Here is an 18203-nt window from a genome sequence, read left to right on the forward strand (position 1 = left end):
TGTCGGCTAAACAAGATAAGTAGGTCAGCCGCCCGGCTCGGCCTTCCGGCACACCAACCAAGCTCCAGCCCATAGCGGAATAGATAAAGGCAAGGCTCGCAAGCTTTGCCGCTACCCTCGCAAGCTTATTCGCACCACTCGCAAGGTTCCAAGCCTTGCCCGCAAGGTATATGACTTTGCGGGCAAGGCAATTTTCTCTGGGCGTAAGCCTAAAAGCCTTGAGCGCAAGGCATTAAACTCCAACCACAAGCATATTTGGCTTGCGCGCAACGAAAAAAACCTTGCCCGCAAGGCAAATAAGCTTGCGCGCGACTCTAATTTACTTGTGCGCAAGGCTCTGAAGCTTGCGAAGTTGGCATCGCATCGATCATGCCGACCCAGTACGTTTGTACCGGCACAAATGCGTTATTGCCAAAAGCCGCCAAACTGCGCCAGCATGCCAGCAGTGTTTAATTTGCAGGATACGGACCATGGCGGAGGATAGAAAACCCGAAAGCGGCGGCTACGGATCGCCGTTGCCGATCGCATTAATCATGACCATGTTGGCGAGTTTGTTGATCGGCCATTCCCTGCCCTATCAGGACGAACGGCCTTCGGCCGACCCGCTGAAATCCAGCCATCCGTCGTTGCAGAATATCGACGCCCGGCTTTGGCAAGATCCGTTTTCCACTGTCGAAAATGCCGCCAACGCGGCCGGCAAGTCGTTAGCCGACGCGAAATCGTTCGCGCTGTTTGTAGACGGCCGTCCCGCGAATGTTGAAATTCGCCCGTCGCCGACCGCGCCGCCGTTGCCGGAAAAGAAAGCCATCGTGCCGGATGGGCTGAAACACTCGAACCAGGCCATCACGGTGATGGCGGTTACCTTGCCTGGGGGACCCTATCCCGAAGAAGCCGAGCAGCGCATGCGCCGCCGCTATGCCGTGCTGTCCGGCTTGGCGAATCAAGACTGGATACCGAGCGACGAACAGCACATCGGCGCCTTCGAGCCGGACCAAGACGATTTGCAAAGAAAAGTCCCGTTCGAATGGTGGTTGCCGCGCGACGGAAATGAGAAATCGCCGATCCTGGTGCTATGGCTGGATGAAGCCAGCCTGACCGAAACCCCGTTTGCCAAAATCAACCACTTGCTGAAACTGGCCGTCCCCGAACACGACCAAGTCAGCTATCGGGTGATCGGCCCTAACAGTTCGGCGACTTTGCGCACGATGCTGGCGGAAATCGAAAACCCGTCCTTCGTGCATACTCTCTGCCCTACATCGCCCAAACTTGGCGATGCCGCCGATTGCAGACTCGACATCGGTTTTTATGCGGCGGCGGCCACTGCTGCCGACTTCGAATTGAGCGGTCTATGCAAAAACAAGGACGCGCATTGTCTGGAAAAGCTTTTCAGCGACAAAGGCATCCGCTTGCTGCGCACCACGTCCAGCGATGACGAGTTGATGAAGGCCTTGGTCAGCGAATTATCGTTGCGGCGCATCAGCGCCAATGCGCATATCGTCATCTTGTCGGAGTGGGATACCTTCTACGGCCGCGCGATGCGCGATACCTTTGTGAAAACCTGGCCGTCCAAACCCAAAACGACGCCTCCCGGCAGCCAATGCGGTCAGAAAACCGTGCATAGCTACAGCTATATGCGCGGCCTGGACGGCAAATTGCCGAAATCCGGCGATAAGAGCGCGGATGCCAAGGGGCCCGGCTCGGGCAAGGACAAACCCGCGGAAAACGCCAACATCGAAACGCCCGAAGGTCAAAGCCAAAAAGACTATCTGCGGCGACTGGCCGGCAACATCGCCGAACTGGACGCGTGTCTGATCCAAAGCAGCCCCGACGGCGGGATTGCCGCGATCGGCATTCTGGGATCGGACGTCTACGACAAGCTGATGATTTTACAGGCCTTGCGCCAGTACTTCCCGCATACCTTGTTTTTTACCACCGATTTGGACGCCATTTACAATCATCCGAGCAAATGGTTGCAAACCCATAATTTGTTGGTAGCGGCGCCCTACGGCCTATATCTTGACGACCAGTGGCAAGGCAGCATCCCGCCGTTTCGCGACAATTATCAGACCGCGCTGTTCCTGTCCACGCAGCTGGCGGTCACTCCTCCACCGCTTAACATCAAGCCCATCATACCCACGCTGTTCGAAATCGGCCGTAGCCGGCCGATTCCGTTGGCGGTGCCGCGCTGCGATGACTCGCGCGGCCTTTCGCCCAATCCCGAGCACTGCATGTGGCCGAACTGGGAGCAAACGGATCAAGGGATTCAACCGGCCGTCAAATCGAGCCGCTTCAGTTTTGAATTCAAAAACCTGCTGTTTTTAAGCCTTAGCCTGATCTGCATGGCCTGTCTGGTCAGTTGGCAAATTCGCAAATGGGCATTGTCGGCCGTTTGCCGGGTTTTAGACAGCGGACTCACGGCCTGCATCGCCACGGCGGTGGCGTTATCGGCGCTGGGCATTTTTGTGGTTTTTAACGAATATCTTGCCAGCCCGATGGCCGAACCGTTTTACTGGCTGGAAGGCGCCAGCATCTGGCCGACCGAGGGCCTGCGCTTGGTTTCCTACCTGGTTGCTGTGGCCTTTTTTTGCTGGGGACAACGCCGGCTAGCCCAAATGCGCGTAACCGTTTCCGAAACGTTCGGTTTGCCGAACCATGCCGATGCGTCGATCAAGGAATGCAAGCTGATGTTTGTCGGTAGTTGGGAGGTGACGGAAAATCCCACCCAACCCGGCGGCCGGGATACGCTCCGGCGACTGTTGACTCAACGCGTGCCGCCGTTCTCCGACTGGCTGGTGAAAGATCTGTTGCTGATCGCGACGCTTGCGTGGTTGATTTACTACTATTCCCAAACCTGCGTGCCGCAAACCCCGATGGCGCTGCCGCTGCAAACTAAGCTATACCTTGGCCTGAGCATCTTGAGCTTTGTCGGCTTGACCCTGTTAGTCATGAATTCCGCGTGCGCGATCGGCATCCGACTTGGCGCGGACGCGATCCAGCGCAAACTCGCCACGCCGGCGGCAGCCACCGCCCGGCTCTGGCAACACTATCTAGGTTATCTGGATAACACCAAACTCGGCATTCCCGGCAACCTGCTCCGGGTCTTGATTCATAGTCTGGCCTTCATCGTCGTCGCCGGCATTACGATGCGCTTCGGGCAACTTCCTAATATTCCGGCGCGCGGTACCTCGGTGGTCGCGGTGAATGCCGCCTTGTTGCTGCTGTCGGTTCTGTCCACCGTGATGCTGACCATGTGGGTGGTCGAGCACGCGCGGCTGTGCGAACGCTTGATCGGCAATCTCACCCAACAGAGCGATGGCTGGAACCGGCGGGCCATCGAGCATGCCCAAGCCAACGCGGTCGCCGAATCCTGCGTTTCGGAATGGTTGAAAATCCAGTTGGTCAAGGAGCTGACCAAGGCCATGCAGCCGTTGATCTGGGGGCCGGTCGCGGTGATTGGATTGATGGTGCTGGCGCGCAATCCGGCCATCGACGACTGGAATTTGCCCTGGGGCCTGCGCGCGGTGTTTATCTTGATGTTTATTTATGCGTTTTCGGCGGAATGGCTGTTGCAGCGCGGCGCCAGAACCACCCGGCGCCGAGCGATCGAGCAATGGAGCTTTAAGGTAAGGGAATTGCGACACTCAGGTAACGCGACGAGCGCGGAAATCGATCGGATCGAATCCGAGATCGAAAGCGCCCGCGCCCTGCGCGAGGGCGCCTTCCGGCCCTGGTACGAATGGCCCTTGCTGCAAGCCTTCGGCGGCACCGGCGCGCTACTGGTGTTGTTTCAACAACTGTCGGAATACTGGACGTTGAGCCAATATTAAGCGCCCGCCGGACCGATGAACCACCCGCCGACCTGGCAATGCCGCCAGCCGCGCTCCGGTAAACCGATCGAGACCCTTGCGTTGCGGCACCCAATCTACCCGCGCCGGCGCGGCGGAACCCTACGAATTTGGCAGGGCTATATTAGTTCCGCTTTGTCGGATTAGGAAATCAACATCGTCATCCCGGCATGGATTGCCGGACCGGTTAGAGCGCGGAGCGAATCCAAACGTCATGGACTGATTTAAGCCAACCATCCATGACATTGGATGCCCGCTTCCCGGCGGGCATGACGGTCTTGAACAAATCCGACAAAGTAGAATTCGCCAAATCCGCTTTCAGTCGGCGAACGCCGAGGGTTTAATCCGACCCGCCAAATTAAGCCTGTCGATGCCCGTGGCACTTCATAATACGAAACACCCGCCCAATTGAAACACGCTTTCACCCCGTTGACTCGCCAGCAAATTCACGCAGTAAATCAACCAACTGCGGCTATCGCCGTGTTCGTCAACCGCGATAATCCAACTGGGCACCATGCCCATTTCCTCGTAGCTGCAGTGGTACAGCGGCTGAACACCGTTATGAAACACTTGCAGATACTGATTGGCCCTGGCCATTTGAGTCGCCAGGGTGTTGGCTCGATTCATCGCCCCTTGATTGGTGTTGTCGTTGGAATGCAGCATCACGGTCCGGCCGCTGTGCATATCCTTCGCGATCAAAAAGGAACAGCCCGAGAACGGACCGCTGATCACAACGCGCGCGCCCGGATCGAGTTCCATGCCCGTGCAACAATTTTGACCCCATTTTAGAAACCGAATCGGCGTTTTTACCCCCGCATTGGTTTCTCGCAACAGGGAAACCACCTTTTTGTCCGAAGTAATCTGCGCGACGTTCTCCAGCGGATCGTATTTCAGTAAATTATTGTTAAAGACCGCAATCGGCATCGCGTTGAAGTTGGTGCTGACCATTTGCGGCGTGGCTTTTCCGTAACTTTTAGCTAAGGTTTTGATGGTATCGAAGGCAATACCGCTATTGATGTTTGGCATGGGGCGTCTCGTTTAGAATTTTTATCGGGGCGACAGCGTCGAGCGGAGCTCGCCCAAAGTATAGAGTCTTTTGCGCCGCCGGCAGCCCAAGACGCACGCCATCGAGTTCGGCTTAATTGATAGCCCGCGCTCGCCGGCTCCGCGAGCTATTGTAGGTTGCGATTCGGCGGCAGACCTTCGTCCGTTACGCTTACCCGCCGGATAATCCATTGAAATGCCTAAACAACTGGTGGCTTTTACTATGAAAGTCGCCGGATGCCGCGCCCAATCCGGTGTCGGAAGGCTGTCAATCGCGGCTAAAGCCGCTCCAACACATTTTCTCGATGCCCGGCTCGCGCCCCAACCCACCACTATTGGCGGCCGCCGCGAATAGTGGCGGGCATATGGGTGTCGTTGCGGCGGTTGATTGCGGCCGAATATCCGCTAATAGATTGAATTCGTTTGGTTATTTTCGACAACCTCCAGTTGGCACGGCGTTTGTAATACCTAATACGTCGCGGCGAGCGCCGCCGACATCACTCAAACCAAACCACTTAATTGGAGATACCACCATGAAAAACTCGAACACTATCATTACCAGCGCTGTCGCCTCGTTGTTAGCCTTGGCCGCGATCGGCGCGCAAAGCACGGCGGTGGCCGCAGACAAGATGGACATGGAGAAATGCTACGGCGTCGCCAAGGCCGGCAAGAACGATTGCAAAACCTTGTCCAACGCCTGCGCCGGCCATTCCACCAGCGACGGCCAAAAAGACGCCTTCATCGCCGTGCCGGCCGGCACTTGCGAACGCATCGTCGGCGGCCAAACCCAGATGCCCGGCATGTAAGCCGCCGCGATGACGACGCCACGATCCTCACAACTTTCGCGGCGGGTCGCCGCGCCGATTCCGGCTTGCGCCGGAGTCGGCCTGCGTTCGGCCCATCACGGCGACGCCTTGGCCGGCCCGGTGCCGGTCGGCTGGCTGGAAGTCCACAGCGAAAACTATTTCGGCGCCGGCGGTCCGCCGCTGCGCTACCTGGAAACCTTGCGAGACGTGTTGCCGATCAGTCTACACGGCGTCGGTCTGTCGCTGGGTTCGACAGACCCGCTGGACAGCGAGCATTTACGCCAACTCAAGCATTTGATCGGCCGCGTCGAGCCCGGTCTGGTCTCGGAACATTTGAGTTGGAGTTCGCAAGGCGGCCGCTATCTGAACGACTTGCTGCCGCTGCCTTATACCGAAGCCACACTGCACCACCTGTGCGACCGGCTAAACCGGGTCCAGGATTTTCTGGGACGGACGCTGCTGATCGAAAACCCGGCCGGCTATCTGCAATACCGGGAAGCCGACTACAGCGAAAGCGGGTTTTTGAACGAACTGGCCCGGCGTAGCGGCTGCGGCATTCTGCTGGACGTCAACAATCTGTACGTGTCCAGCCATAACCTGCATTGGAACGCGGCCGATTATCTGGCCGAGTTGGACGGCGAGCGGGTAGGCGAATTGCATCTGGCCGGCCATGCGTTGCGTACTATCGATACCGCGAGCCTGCTGCTGGACACCCACGCCGGGCCGGTGGCGGCACCGGTCTGGCAACTGTTCCGGCAAGTGTTGCAACGCTTCGGCCGGCGGCCGACCTTGATCGAATGGGATGCGGATTTGCCGGCCTGGCCGGTGTTGCTAAACGAGGCCGCCAAGGCCGACGAGTTATTGGAGACCAACGATGCATGCATTGCGTGATTTGCAACAAGACATGGCGGACTACGCGTTCGGCCTGGCCGAACGGGTGCCGGCGGCTATCGTCGGCGGCGAAATCGCCGCCGAAAAACGCTTGGCGCTATATCGCAACAATACTCGCCTGGGCCTGACCCAAGCCTTGCGCGAGGTATATCCGGTCGTCGAACGCCTGGTCGGCGAGCAATTTTTCAATTATCTGGCGCGGTTTTTCATCGAAGCTCATCCGCCGGCGCAAGCAGCCTTGCTGCATTACGGCGAGGCGCTGGCCGATTTTTTGACCGATTTTCCGCCGACCCACGGGCTGGACTATCTAGCCGACGTCGCCCGCCTGGAATGGTACTGGCACGGCGCCTATCACGCCGCCGACGCCGCGCTGCTGGACGCGCGCGGCCTGGCGGCGGTGCCGGCCAGCCTTTATCCGGCGCTGCGTCTGCGTTTCCACCCCTCGTTGCGCTTGCTGGCGTCGCCTTACCCGGTTTTCGCGATCTGGCAAGCCAATTTGCCGGACGCCGACGCCGCCACGCCGATTTCGCTGGCCGAGGGTGCCAGCCATGTCGTGGTGCATCGCAACGGTTTCGAGGTGAACGCCAGCGAAATCGAACGCGGCGAGTTCCGGCTGCTGTCCGCGTTGGCGGCCGGATTGACGCTGAGTCAAGCGATGGACCGGCCAAGCGGCGAAACCACCGCGCCGCCGCTAGACCTTTATCTACCGCGCTGGTTGCGCATGGGTTTGCTAACCGGCTTTTTTATCCGTTGACAGAGATTTGCGATGCACAGTATCTATTTTCATCCAACCACCAAGACGCCGAAACCGGCGATATTCGAAACCCTGACCAACCGGACCGCCGCCGCAAGCGATTTCGCGCTGAGACTTTGGCTGGCCCACGCATTCTGGGTATCCGGCCAACAAAAATTGGCCAGTTGGGCCGGCACTCTGTATTTGTTCGAATACGAATACCGGGTGCCGCTGCTCGCGCCGGAATGGGCCGCCTACCTGGCGACCGCCATCGAATTGGTGTTACCGGTATGCTTGGTTTTGGGTTGTTACGGCCGGGTAACGGCGACGCTGTTGGCCTTGTTCAACGCCGCGGCGGTGTTGTCCTACCCGGATTTGGGGCCGGCCGGGCTGGAACAGCATTTGGCCTGGGGTTTGGTATTGTTGTCGCTGGCGGCGCGCGGCCCCGGCGCTTGGTCGGTGGACGCTTGGCGGCGGCTGACTCGGCGGGAGGCAACATGAGATCGCACGGCGCAATCGGGTTCGTCCTGTTGGCCGCCAGCGCTACGGCGCTGGCCGGCGACGGCATCGCCGACACCTTCACCACGCTGGTTTCAGCCAACGGCACGATCCGCGCGCCGGACGATGTTCGCGGCCGCTGGGTGCATTTGGGATCGTGGCTGGTGTCCGATCCGCAGGCCCCCGGATACGGATTCCACGACGTCTACACCCAAGCCGATGCAGCGGCCGAATTTCGTCGCGGCGGCCGTTTTCCGGACGGTACGGTGCTGGTCAAGGAGATTCGCGCAATCGGCCGCCAAGCCTTGAGTACCGGCCAAGCCGACTATGCCAGCGCGATCAAGCTTCGCTTTGTCATGGTCAAGGATGCCAAACGGCGTTTTCCAGGCCACCGGGATTGGGCCGACGGCTGGGGTTGGGCCTTGTTCGATGCCCAAAGCCCGCAAGCCAACATTTCGCAAGGTTACCAGGTATCCTGCCAAAACTGCCATTTGCCGGCCAAGGCCACCGACGGCGTCTATCTGCAAGCTTACCCGACGCTGTCGGCGCCAGGAACCGAAACCGCCGGTCCAGGCTCTACCCAGCGATCACCCGAATCCGCCCATAAATAGGAGCGCCCCGCATGATGCCGATCAAACCTTCCGAAATTACCCCCAAGGCCGTGTTCGAAGCCCGCCGCGACTTTATGCGCGGCGCCGGCGGCGCGCTGTTGGCCGCCTTGTGGCCGGACTGGCTGAGCGCCGGCGAAAAATGGCCGGACGTTAAGGCGTCGGCCTATAAATTGGACGAAGAATTGACGCCTTATAAGTCGGTCACCGAATACAACAATTTCTACGAATTCGGCACCAGCAAGGACGACCCAGCGGCTCGGGCCGCGAGCCTGAATATCCGGCCCTGGACCGTCGCGGTCGAGGGCGAGGTCCGCAAGCCCAAAGTTTTCGACATAGCCGAGTTGCTGAAATTGGCGCCGCAGGAAGAACGGATTTATCGGCTGCGCTGCGTGGAAGCCTGGTCCATGGTGGTGCCGTGGCTGGGATATTCGCTGGCCGAATTACTGAAACGGGTGGAGCCGACTGGCAACGCCAAATACGTCGAATTCGTCAGTCTGCACGATACGGCGCAAATGCCGGGGCAAAAATATCCGGTACTGGATTGGCCTTACCGCGAAGGCCTGCGCATCGACGAAGCCATGCACCCGTTAACCTTGCTGACCTTCGGCCTGTACGGCGAATTACTGCCCAAGCAGAACGGCGCGCCGATTCGGGTGGTCGTCCCTTGGAAATACGGCTTTAAGAGCGCGAAATCCATCGTCAAAATCCGTTTGGTGGAAAAGCCGCCGCTGACCAGTTGGATGAAAGCCGGGCCCAGCGAGTACGGCTTTTACGCCAACGTCAACCCGGACGTCGATCATCCGCGCTGGAGCCAGGCCAAGGAACGCCGGCTCGGCGAATTTTTAAAGCGCAAGACCCTGCCCTTCAACGGCTATGCCGAGCAAGTCGCCGGGCTATACAGCGGCATGGACCTGCGGGAGAACTTTTGACGCGATGAGCTGGAAAAACCCAAGTTCGAAACGCATCGCGTTGCTGAAAGTCACGCTGTTCACGGTGGCCTTGTTGCCGTTGGCAAAGCTGGGTCATGCCGCCTATACAGATAGCCTAGGCGCCAATCCGATCGAAAAAATCACTCACCTGACCGGTTACTGGGCATTGACCTTTTTGTTGATCACGTTGAGCGCGACGCCGTTGCGGTTGTTGACCGGCTGGTCCTGGTGGTTGCGCTTGCGGCGCATGCTGGGCTTGTTCGCGTTCTTTTACGCGCTGCTGCATGTCTTGACATATCTGGTGCTGGACCAATTCTTCGACTGGCCGGCGATTGCCGAGGACGTGTTCAAGCGCCCCTACATCACGGTCGGCTTTTCGGTGTTTTTAATTCTGCTGGCCTTGGCCGCAACCTCGACCAACGCGATGGTCCGCAGGCTGGGCGGCAAACGCTGGCAATCCTTGCACCGCTGGGTTTACGTTGCGGCTTGCGGCGGCGTGGCGCATTTTATCTGGTTGGTCAAAAAAGACCTGACGCGCCCGCTGACGTTCGCGGCAATTCTCGGTCTGTTGCTGATCGTTCGACTGTCGCGTTTACTACACAGCGACAAGTAACCACATAAAAATTGCTGGAACAGAACTTGCGAACAGCCAATCGAGCACGAAAAACGGGCGATTCGGCCGGTTTTTGTATCGTTTCCTCCACATTACCCGTCACTAATGTGCGAGGCCCGACACAAGCGCCATCACCAAACCGTCCGTTTTTCGGGCCGTTCTCCTTATCCTTATTAACCGGAACAATGAGGTACTTACCATGGCTGAATTTTACGTTGAACTAAACGCGCAAGACACTGGCGAACGCTTTCTGCACAGAGCCGAATGCACGGCACTGCCGGCAAAAGACACTTTGCGTTACCTGGGGGCCATTTCGAACCCGACTAGCGCCGCCAAGAAAGCCAGCGAGTTTTTGAAAATGGTCACACCGTGCCCACATTGCCTGCCGGCCGCCACCGCGAAGGCCGCTTGATCGCTAGACGTTAATCCCGTCGCGAACGCGTTGGTTTCAATCGATGGCTCGCCACCGTTGAAATCGACGCCTTCGGGCATTCGAAGGGCTTGTTATCGCCGCTACGCAAGCGCCTATCCTAAGACACCGGCGCCTCAACTTAGGATTCCGCTAAAAATAACTTCCCGAAATGAATTTGTCCCGCCAAACCGTTCGTGCTGAGCCTAGTCGAAGCATGAACGGTTTGGCGCGGTGGATGCCCGGATTTTCCCGTCCATCCTTCGACAAGCTCAGGACGAACGGGAAAATCCTTGTAACCCGAAACAGGGGAGTTATTTATAACCACATCCTTATCAGCCGTCGCTAGCTTGGCTGTCTTTCTTCCGCTTCCAGACAAAATATCCCGCCGCCGCGCTAGCCGCGACGACCAAAAGCATCAGCACCGGATGCTGGTAAAACAACTCGAAAAAATTGCCGACGCCTTGCGACGTTCCACGGTAATACGGTCCCATCGTTCTCTCCCCGCAAATTTCAGAAAATCCGCTTCTACGGCGCCGTTGACCGGCACCGCGAATCCACATCCAGCGTACCGCACGATTCCTCGATGTCCAGGGTGTGGTTCATCGCCACGCCGCCCCGTAACGGCTGGCCGCAAGCGGCCGCGGACATGTCAGCCGCCGAAACGACCGGGTCCGGTTGCCTGAAATGGCCTAGCGAGCAAGTGACAAAGATTTGATTTCGTCGTGAGGATTCGGTGACCGGCCGGGGCGCAATATTCGTTTCGCCCCATCGCGGGGTATTCCCTTCCATTTAATTTCGAGGTCTACATGAACAACACCCTTAAGACGCTGGCCGCCGCCATACCGTTAATATTACCGTTAACCGCTCAGGCCTGGTCCGAGACGTACCGGGAAACCGCTTACACGCTGTCGAACGCCGCGAGTAACTCGGTACTCGCCTTCCGTTTGAACGCCGCCGGCAAAATGCAACCGGCCGGCAGTTACGCAACCGGCGGCGCCGGCACCGGTGCCGGCTTGGGTAATCAAGGCGCGTTGGCCTTCAGCGAAAACCAGCGTTTTCTGTTTGCAATCAACGCCGGCAGTAATGACGTATCGGTGTTTAGAGTGCGCGACAACGGCCTGGAATTGGTGCACCGCGCCGCCGAACCCGGTGTGACGCCGGTTAGCCTGACCGTCGCCCACGACCGGGTTTACGTGGTCAACGCCGGCGACGATTCGATTTTCGGTTACCGATTCGATGCCCGTAGCGGCCGACTCTATCCGCTGGAACAGTCTTACCGTAAACTGGGCGACGACGCCAGCGGGCCGGCGCAGATCAGTTTCGACCGCGACGGCGACGCGCTGGTGGTGACCGAGAAAGCCGGTAACAAAATTGTCAGTTTTACCCTGGATAATCGCGGTTTGCCGGACGAGAAGCACAGCTTGGCCTCGGCCGGCAACACGCCGTTCGGTTTTGCCTTCGGCAAGCACAACCAATTCTTCGTTTCCGAGGCGCAGGGCGGCGCGGCCAACGGTGCCACCGTGTCCGCCTACCGCTTACACGAAGACGGTAGCTTGCAATTGTTGGACGGCGCGGTCGCCGTGGAACAAACCGCCGCTTGCTGGCTGGCAACCACGCCGAACGGTAAACTTGCGTTCACCGCGAATACGCCGGCCGGCTCGATTGCATCCTTTGCGATAGGCCGCCACGGCCAGTTGGAATTGCTGCAAGCCCGCGCCGCCGAAGAAAGCCGCCCCAACGATTTGGCGGTGTCCGACGACGGCGGCCGGCTGTACAGCTTGAGTAACGGCGACCACAGCATAGGCGTATATCGAATCGGCGCGGACGGCGAATTGCAATCCGTGACCCATTTGAACACCTTACCGGCCGGCGTTACCGGCTTGGTGGTCCGCTAAATCGAAGCCGGCCGCTCGGTTTGCGCCGCGCGGCCGGCTTTCCTTTCGTTCTATTCACTTTGGAGCTGCCATGCCACTGACCCGCCGCGAATTTTTACAACTGTCCGGCGCCGCCACCGCCGGCCTGCTGCTACCGGTTACCCAAGCCAAGGCAGCAAACCGCATCAAGGCGGTCGCCTTCGACGGCTTTACGACTTTCGATCCCCGACCGATCGCCGCGCTGGCGGAAACCTTGTTTCCCGGCCAAGGCCAAACCCTGGCGCAATCCTGGCGGGTACGTCAATTCGAATACACTTGGCTGCGCACCTTGATGGGCAATTATGCCGACTTCTGGCAGGTCACAGAAGAGGCCTTGATCTTTGCCGCCCAACAACACGCTTTGGAATTGACCGGCGAGAAACGCGAGCGCTTGATGCAAGCGTTTATGTCGCTGGACGCCTGGCCGGACGCGAAGCCGGCCTTGCTCCGCTTGAAGGCATCGGGCTTCCGCTTGGCGTTTTTGTCTAACTTCACCGCGACGATGTTGGACGCCTGCGTCAAACAGGCCGGTCTGGAAGGGATTTTCGAGGAGCACCTGAGCACCGACCGGGTCAAGGCCTACAAACCGGACCCGCGCGCGTATCGGATGGGTACGGAAGCGTTCGGTCTACCGCGCGAGCAAATCGTCTTCGCCGCATTCGGCGGCTGGGACGCGGCCGGCGCCAAGGCCTTCGGCTATCCGACCTTTTGGGTCAATCGCGTGCAAGCGCCTCAAGAACACCTCGGCGTGGCCGCCGAAGCCAGCGGCGCAACCCTGGCCGATCTGGCCGATTTTATTCAGACCTTGGGCTGACAACCGCCTCAAGGACCGACCGGCGCCAAAGCCCCTGCAATGGGCCGGTCGTGCAGACTTAGCATGGCGCTAATTCTATACTTTGTCGGATTTGTTCAAGACCGTCATACCCGCCGGGAAACAGGCATCCAGCGCCATGGAGGGTTGGCTTAAATCCGTCCATGGCGTCCGGATTCGCTCCGCGCTCTAACGGGTCCGGTCATCCATGCCGGAATGACGATGCTTATTTAGTCATCTGACAAAGTAGAACTCTAACGCCGACGGCCGAATCGACGCCGTTACCCACAACGCGCAGGTTTGCCGTTACGATAGCCGCTTTAGACCTCAAGCCCTAGCCTAGTTTGCTATTTCCAATCGCCATACACACTATTCAAGCCATGCTCAACACCGCCCAGATAAAATGTCTCTCGGTTTTCTCGATATTCGCGATCATAGGCTTCGGGCCTATCTCTCCCGGCTGTTTGATCGGGATGTATATTGTCGTCAAGCGCCCGGATTGGTTCCGCTTGCTAATCGCGGCCATGTATCGAGACAAAGCTCGCGACACCGACTTCGTCAACGCCGCACAAACCCGCGAAACCAGAATCAAAACCTTCGCCAGCCTGTTTACGCTGTTCCTGATCGACATCGCGCCGGTCCCGGTCACACCGGTCATCGCCTTCGTCATTATCCTGAGCAGGCCGCACTGGTTTTACCGGGTGGTTCGGAAGGTTTACGGTGAAGTCGCGTAGCCGGAAGATATTGCCCGGCGGGTAACACCTCAATCAAACCAGATGCTACGGCCGCGAGGGCTTGGTCGGTCGGTGCGCCCGGCGAATCGGACGGCTGCCTGACTATTCACCCAACCTTATGTAGTTTTGGTGGGTATTGGCATTCTAGGGTGGGAAATCAGCTCGACTCACGTTTTCAGACTTCACCGTTTTGAGAAAAACCCGGTTGGATTGTAGCTGGGCGCGATAGCTTGTTATGCGGCAAAAGCTGGTTGAGAGCAAGGCTCGGTATCGGCCAAATCTTGTCGGTCGCGACCGGCCGCTTTATGGTGATGAATAAAATTCGGCAATCGGGCGAGACCGCGTGAAAACGCACATAAAAATCTTGAGTCGTGAAATTTACTCCACTTAGCTATAAAAATAAGGCGGACCATTAATACTTTTTCCTGCCTTTGACTATTATTATGGCAATAATCGGTTGGTTCTTTCCATAAAGAATTAGACAGGGTACTAATATGAATACCGTTTTTACTTAAATTACCACACCAGAATGGACACATGTACGATCATTCGTTTAACCAAATTACCCTAATGAGGATGCTTAGAACAAGTGACTTCAGAGAGAACCCCAAGCTTTATGTTGAATCAGAAAAGCTAGTTACCCTTGATGAAGCTATTAGTTCAGCCAAAACAGTCTTCCAGGGGGGCAATCCCCTTATTAACTTCGAGCAGGGAGGCAAACGAATCTATTACGCTAATAAGTTGGCACACGAGCTAGTTCTCCGGAAAGTCTGTTCAAACATCAAACGTCTAGTAAGAATTCAACAGCCAAATAGGGAGTCAATAGTCGAAACACTGACCCACTTAGTTTCGGAGGGAGTGCCCTATCGGCTCTTTAGGCTTGACATAAAAAGCTTCTACGAATCCTTCGCAACCGATGAAGTAAGTAAAACAGTAGGTGCGTTGTCAGGGATCAGCCCATTAACCCATCGTTTAGTTGATGAGTTATTGTGCCACTTTATGGCTTCAGGAGGAACTGGTGTCCCGCGTGGTCTTGCACTAAGTGCAACGCTGGCAGACGTAATGATGATGTCCTTCGACCGGGAAGTGAAGCGTATGCAAGGGGTGTATTTCTATGCACGATACGTAGATGATATAGTAATTATTACAAATGGATCTGAAAAAGAACCTACGTTCTTGAAGAAAATACAATCCTTATTGCCCGCTGGCCTTTTGTTGCATAACAATAAAAGAGATATTATCACTGTACCGGATGTCGTTACCCCTGCTAAGACAGGAACTGTAGTAAATGATTTGTTCATCTTTAGTTATCTCGGATATAAAATCACGGTGACGGAGCCTGTTAAAATTAGGGACTTAAAACCAAAAAGTCATCATCGGGCTGTTAGGGTCGGGATTGCAGATTCAAAGATAAAAAAGATAAAGTTCAGAATTCTTCGCTCGCTCACAGCCTTCCTAAAAGACGGCGACTTCTATTTGTTGACTCATCGCATTAAATACCTGACGTCCAATTTCAGTGTAAGGGACATAAATAGAGACAAGAACAAGAGGGCCGGCATTTATTATAGCTATCCCCAAATAACGGAAGCTCCAGATAATGGCCTTGATGAACTGGATGACTTTCTGCGAAGAGCAATTCTAAACGGGCATGGTAGACCGTTCTCAAGAATATCCGCAGCCTTATCGTCAAAGCAAAAGAGAACACTATTAACTCATAGCTTCCGAAAGGGTCATACGCAGCGTTTCTTTGTTTATTTTCACCCTAAACTAATTAAAAATATTCAGATGTGCTGGGAAAATGGCTAAAACAAGAAAGCCGAATCGGATTAATAGGCGTGACTATGCTCGCGGAATTGTTACTGATACATCACCCTATGAGACGCCTGTTATTTTTTCAAACGACGGGCTATATCTAAATACCAAAAATGATGCTGTTTCAAATCCAGTCTTTAAATTTTTGTTAGATACCCTTGTTCTTGGTGATTCAGGATCTTTTACCATTCCTTTCACTTATAAAATTCGAAAGAACTCGCTAGAGTTTCGGCGACTGTCACTAATACATCCATTGTCCCAGTGGAAAGCCACGAATTTCTATAAAAACTATCAACAATTAATTATTCACTATTGCTCCAAAAGTCCCGCCAGCATTCGATCTCCTTTGAGGGTAGCCAGTACTTTTTATACGAAGTCAGCTTGGGAAAATATAAATCAGTACAAGACAGGGCGTATTACGGAAGCAAGGGTCGATGGCTTTAGCAAACATAGTCCTTCATTCTTCTCATACAGAGGATATGACAGGCTTTATAAGTTTTTTGATTCCAAGGATTTTTTTAATCTAGAAAAACGCTTCTTTGTGCTAAAAACGCTTGATGTATCAAAGTGCTTTGACAGCATCTATACCCATAGTCTTTCTTGGGCGCTTAAGGATAAGCCTTTTACTAAAAAACATGTAACAGTAGATGCAACCTTTGCCCAACAGTTCGACGGCTTGATGCAGCATATAAATCATAAAGAGACGAATGGGATAGTTATTGGTCCAGAGTTATGCCGCATTTATGCTGAGCTTATTTTCCAGGCTATAGATTTACAGACTATAAAGAGGCTCGAAGAGGGGAAAAGGAAGCTTGTTTTTGATGTTGATTATTCGTTTAGACGTTACGTAGATGATGTTTTTATTTTTGCCGATGATAATGAAACGGCGAGGGCAATCTACGACTGTTATAGTGATGCACTTACTTCATTTAACCTTCATGCCAACACAGTAAAGTCCATCCATATCTCTAGGCCGTTTGTTACTCTTAAATCACGTATTACTCGGGAATTAAGTCTTCTTGCCAATGGATTTTTAGATAAGTTTCTGGAGGACTCAGGAGATAGGCATTCGCTTAGACCTAAGAAAATACATAATCAGTGGAAGTTAATACGCAGCTTTATAAGTCAGATAAAATCACTTTGTTCATATAACAATGTAAATTACGATGAGGTCTCTTCTTATCTTATTTCTGTGTTTACTGAACGCGTAAAGAAACTTGCAAACGTACAATCCGATATAGGGGCTAATGATGAAGCCGAGCTGTATAGAGACGCTAGCCTGGTTCTTTTGGAGGTTATTTATTTTCTGTATGTTGTCTCTCCCTCAGTTAGTGCATCTTATAAATTAACAACCGCAATCATCATACTAACGCGGTTTGGAGAAAAATACTTTGGCGCTGGTTCTGAGACAATTAAACAGCGAATATTTGAGCTTTCTGAGCAACTTCTGATGGGGCGCAATGTATCCAAAGTTGCAGAGGTAGCTCATTTTCTTCCGTTGGAGTCTATTAATATTCTGCTGGCAATGCGTGAGCTTGGTAATGATTATTTATTGCCGGAGAAGGTTATTAACAGTTTATTTAATAAGCGCGATGATCTTTCTTATTTTGATATTGTGTCTTGTTTGTTCTACATACGTGATGACGCCCGATATGCGAAAGTGCTCTTGGGTATAGTAAAAAAGGCAAATAATAAGTTGCGCGACTTGTCAGATATTAAAGTTGATGCAGAAAAGGCACATCTTCTTACTGATCTACTGAGCTGCCCTTTTGTAAAGGATGTTGAAAAAAGACGTTGGATTGATAGGCTGTATACTCAATTGAGAGCAACTTCGCCAAATGCCTCTGATGTAAACGATTTCTTGAGCCATGGTTGCAACAAATTCTGGTTTGTGAACTGGAAAGAGGTTGACCTCCTTAACTTGTTGGAGAAGAAGGAATTGAAGCAGGCTTATTGATCCTGTATATTCAATCGGCGAAAGGGTTGCAGATGTTCTCCTCAAGCGCTGACTTTACGTGGCCTCTGCTTCATGCGCTCTCTTCGGAGGGCAATTGCTATTCTGTGTCAGGTCGAGCTTATCTATCCACTTTGGTTCGGTATTTTTGACGGATGCATGAGCGGCTGTTGTCTTAGCCGCACACACTCAACGAACGCCTGCGGCCCTTTCTTTCTATTATTTATTTTTCATTCCGACTTCAGTAAATTTTCTTGTGTGGCCTTGGGTTGAGTTTTCTACCTGATGAAACATTATGGATTATGACCGCTGCCCTTTCAGGTCTTAGGGCCGATTTCATACCCATGCTCAGCTATTTGGGGATAGTCCTTTTTTGCCAATGACCGGTATCGGAAAGGTTAAATCTATATCCGAATGTCCACAAAGGGTCGGAACAAGACGACTATCCCTAGTCCTATCAATCGTTGAATCTTCCGAGAACTAAAATCCAACCCAATAACCGGATTCAACATTAACGCCCAGTGGCTTTCGTTCTATCCTTAGAAGGTAAATTACCGTTTTAATGCCCGTTCGCCTGAGGGCCGTAGGGTGGATAAG

At 54.5% G+C, this 18203-nt stretch carries 17 protein-coding genes; 14 read left to right on the top strand and 3 right to left on the bottom strand.

The annotated features are described in order from the left end of the window. Nucleotides 1-470 precede the first annotated feature (470 nt). Nucleotides 471-3827, top strand: a complete 3357-nt coding sequence (locus A1355_RS22380) for a hypothetical protein (RefSeq protein ID WP_064031496.1) — start codon at nt 471-473, stop codon at nt 3825-3827. Nucleotides 3828-4229: 402 nt separating this feature from the next. Here A1355_RS22380 and A1355_RS22385 read toward each other — a convergent pair whose 3' ends face one another. Continuing rightward, a complete protein-coding gene (locus A1355_RS22385) occupies nt 4230-4871 on the bottom strand; it encodes a hypothetical protein (RefSeq protein ID WP_064031497.1) in 642 nt (213 codons plus the stop codon). 551 nt (nt 4872-5422) lie between these two features. Here A1355_RS22385 and A1355_RS22390 point away from each other — a divergent pair. The 8 genes from A1355_RS22390 (at nt 5423) to A1355_RS24860 (ending at nt 10382) form a co-directional block, all read left to right on the top strand. Next, nucleotides 5423-5695: a DUF2282 domain-containing protein gene (locus A1355_RS22390; RefSeq protein WP_064031498.1), complete on the top strand. Its 273-nt coding sequence runs from the start codon at nt 5423-5425 to the stop codon at nt 5693-5695. A gap of 9 nt (nt 5696-5704) precedes the next feature. Then, nucleotides 5705-6586, top strand: coding sequence for a DUF692 domain-containing protein (locus A1355_RS22395; RefSeq protein WP_064031499.1), 882 nt, complete (start codon nt 5705-5707; stop codon nt 6584-6586). Next, the gene (locus A1355_RS22400; RefSeq protein ID WP_064031500.1) at nt 6570-7340 is read left to right on the top strand and encodes a DNA-binding domain-containing protein; all 771 of its coding nucleotides are present in this window, start codon (nt 6570-6572) and stop codon (nt 7338-7340) included. The genes A1355_RS22395 and A1355_RS22400 overlap by 17 nt, the downstream gene beginning before the upstream one ends. A gap of 12 nt (nt 7341-7352) precedes the next feature. Continuing rightward, the gene (locus A1355_RS22405) at nt 7353-7820 is read left to right on the top strand and encodes a DoxX family protein (protein ID WP_064031501.1); all 468 of its coding nucleotides are present in this window, start codon (nt 7353-7355) and stop codon (nt 7818-7820) included. After that, complete coding sequence (locus A1355_RS22410) at nt 7817-8428, top strand: cytochrome P460 family protein (RefSeq protein WP_064031502.1); 612 nt, start codon at nt 7817-7819, stop codon at nt 8426-8428. The genes A1355_RS22405 and A1355_RS22410 overlap by 4 nt, the downstream gene beginning before the upstream one ends. An 11-nt stretch (nt 8429-8439) precedes the next feature. Continuing rightward, the gene (gene msrP, locus A1355_RS22415; protein ID WP_197471887.1) at nt 8440-9357 is read left to right on the top strand and encodes a protein-methionine-sulfoxide reductase catalytic subunit MsrP; all 918 of its coding nucleotides are present in this window, start codon (nt 8440-8442) and stop codon (nt 9355-9357) included. Between the two features lie 4 nt (nt 9358-9361). After that, on the top strand, nt 9362-9970 hold the full coding sequence (locus A1355_RS22420) for a sulfite oxidase heme-binding subunit YedZ (protein WP_064031503.1): 609 nt from the start codon (nt 9362-9364) through the stop codon (nt 9968-9970). Between the two features lie 199 nt (nt 9971-10169). Beyond that, nucleotides 10170-10382, top strand: a complete 213-nt coding sequence (locus A1355_RS24860) for a hypothetical protein (RefSeq protein WP_082885714.1) — start codon at nt 10170-10172, stop codon at nt 10380-10382. 332 nt (nt 10383-10714) lie between these two features. Here the strand turns inward: A1355_RS24860 and A1355_RS25455 are convergent, their stop codons facing one another. After that, nucleotides 10715-10873, bottom strand: coding sequence for an LPXTG cell wall anchor domain-containing protein (locus A1355_RS25455; RefSeq protein ID WP_139306192.1), 159 nt, complete (start codon nt 10871-10873; stop codon nt 10715-10717). Nucleotides 10874-10907: 34 nt separating this feature from the next. Then, entirely contained in the window at nt 10908-11030 is a 123-nt protein-coding gene (locus A1355_RS26465; protein ID WP_269454772.1) for a hypothetical protein, read from the bottom strand. A gap of 158 nt (nt 11031-11188) precedes the next feature. Between A1355_RS26465 and A1355_RS22430 the strand changes: the two genes are divergently transcribed. From A1355_RS22430 to drt3b, 5 genes are all read left to right on the top strand, one after another. Then, nucleotides 11189-12277, top strand: coding sequence for a lactonase family protein (locus A1355_RS22430; protein WP_064031505.1), 1089 nt, complete (start codon nt 11189-11191; stop codon nt 12275-12277). Between the two features lie 70 nt (nt 12278-12347). Continuing rightward, nucleotides 12348-13109, top strand: coding sequence for a haloacid dehalogenase type II (locus tag A1355_RS22435; RefSeq protein WP_064031506.1), 762 nt, complete (start codon nt 12348-12350; stop codon nt 13107-13109). A gap of 377 nt (nt 13110-13486) precedes the next feature. Next, nucleotides 13487-13840, top strand: coding sequence for a hypothetical protein (locus A1355_RS22440; RefSeq protein ID WP_231883768.1), 354 nt, complete (start codon nt 13487-13489; stop codon nt 13838-13840). 537 nt (nt 13841-14377) lie between these two features. Further along, nucleotides 14378-15646, top strand: a complete 1269-nt coding sequence (gene drt3a, locus A1355_RS22445; protein WP_064031508.1) for an antiviral reverse transcriptase Drt3a — start codon at nt 14378-14380, stop codon at nt 15644-15646. Beyond that, nucleotides 15639-17609: an antiviral reverse transcriptase Drt3b gene (gene drt3b, locus A1355_RS22450; protein ID WP_064031509.1), complete on the top strand. Its 1971-nt coding sequence runs from the start codon at nt 15639-15641 to the stop codon at nt 17607-17609. The genes drt3a and drt3b overlap by 8 nt, the downstream gene beginning before the upstream one ends. Nucleotides 17610-18203 lie beyond the last annotated feature (594 nt).

Origin of the sequence: Methylomonas koyamae (genome assembly GCF_001644025.1) — a bacterium.
GTDB lineage: Bacteria > Pseudomonadota > Gammaproteobacteria > Methylococcales > Methylomonadaceae > Methylomonas > Methylomonas koyamae_A.

Excerpts from the sequence above, each read along its gene's own strand:
- A1355_RS22410 (WP_064031502.1), top strand. The coding sequence starts at position 7,817 with ATGAGATCGCACGGCGCAATCGGGTTCGTCCTGTTGGCCGCCAGCGCT.
- A1355_RS26465 (WP_269454772.1), bottom strand. The coding sequence starts at position 11,030 with ATGTCCGCGGCCGCTTGCGGCCAGCCGTTACGGGGCGGCGTGGCGATG.
- A1355_RS25455 (WP_139306192.1), bottom strand. The coding sequence starts at position 10,873 with ATGGGACCGTATTACCGTGGAACGTCGCAAGGCGTCGGCAATTTTTTC.
- A1355_RS22440 (WP_231883768.1), top strand. The coding sequence starts at position 13,487 with ATGCTCAACACCGCCCAGATAAAATGTCTCTCGGTTTTCTCGATATTC.
- A1355_RS22435 (WP_064031506.1), top strand. The coding sequence starts at position 12,348 with ATGCCACTGACCCGCCGCGAATTTTTACAACTGTCCGGCGCCGCCACC.
- msrP (WP_197471887.1), top strand. The coding sequence starts at position 8,440 with ATGATGCCGATCAAACCTTCCGAAATTACCCCCAAGGCCGTGTTCGAA.
- drt3a (WP_064031508.1), top strand. The coding sequence starts at position 14,378 with ATGTACGATCATTCGTTTAACCAAATTACCCTAATGAGGATGCTTAGA.
- A1355_RS22380 (WP_064031496.1), top strand. The coding sequence starts at position 471 with ATGGCGGAGGATAGAAAACCCGAAAGCGGCGGCTACGGATCGCCGTTG.
- A1355_RS22420 (WP_064031503.1), top strand. The coding sequence starts at position 9,362 with ATGAGCTGGAAAAACCCAAGTTCGAAACGCATCGCGTTGCTGAAAGTC.
- A1355_RS22405 (WP_064031501.1), top strand. The coding sequence starts at position 7,353 with ATGCACAGTATCTATTTTCATCCAACCACCAAGACGCCGAAACCGGCG.
- A1355_RS22430 (WP_064031505.1), top strand. The coding sequence starts at position 11,189 with ATGAACAACACCCTTAAGACGCTGGCCGCCGCCATACCGTTAATATTA.
- A1355_RS24860 (WP_082885714.1), top strand. The coding sequence starts at position 10,170 with ATGGCTGAATTTTACGTTGAACTAAACGCGCAAGACACTGGCGAACGC.
- A1355_RS22395 (WP_064031499.1), top strand. The coding sequence starts at position 5,705 with ATGACGACGCCACGATCCTCACAACTTTCGCGGCGGGTCGCCGCGCCG.
- A1355_RS22390 (WP_064031498.1), top strand. The coding sequence starts at position 5,423 with ATGAAAAACTCGAACACTATCATTACCAGCGCTGTCGCCTCGTTGTTA.
- A1355_RS22400 (WP_064031500.1), top strand. The coding sequence starts at position 6,570 with ATGCATGCATTGCGTGATTTGCAACAAGACATGGCGGACTACGCGTTC.
- A1355_RS22385 (WP_064031497.1), bottom strand. The coding sequence starts at position 4,871 with ATGCCAAACATCAATAGCGGTATTGCCTTCGATACCATCAAAACCTTA.
- drt3b (WP_064031509.1), top strand. The coding sequence starts at position 15,639 with ATGGCTAAAACAAGAAAGCCGAATCGGATTAATAGGCGTGACTATGCT.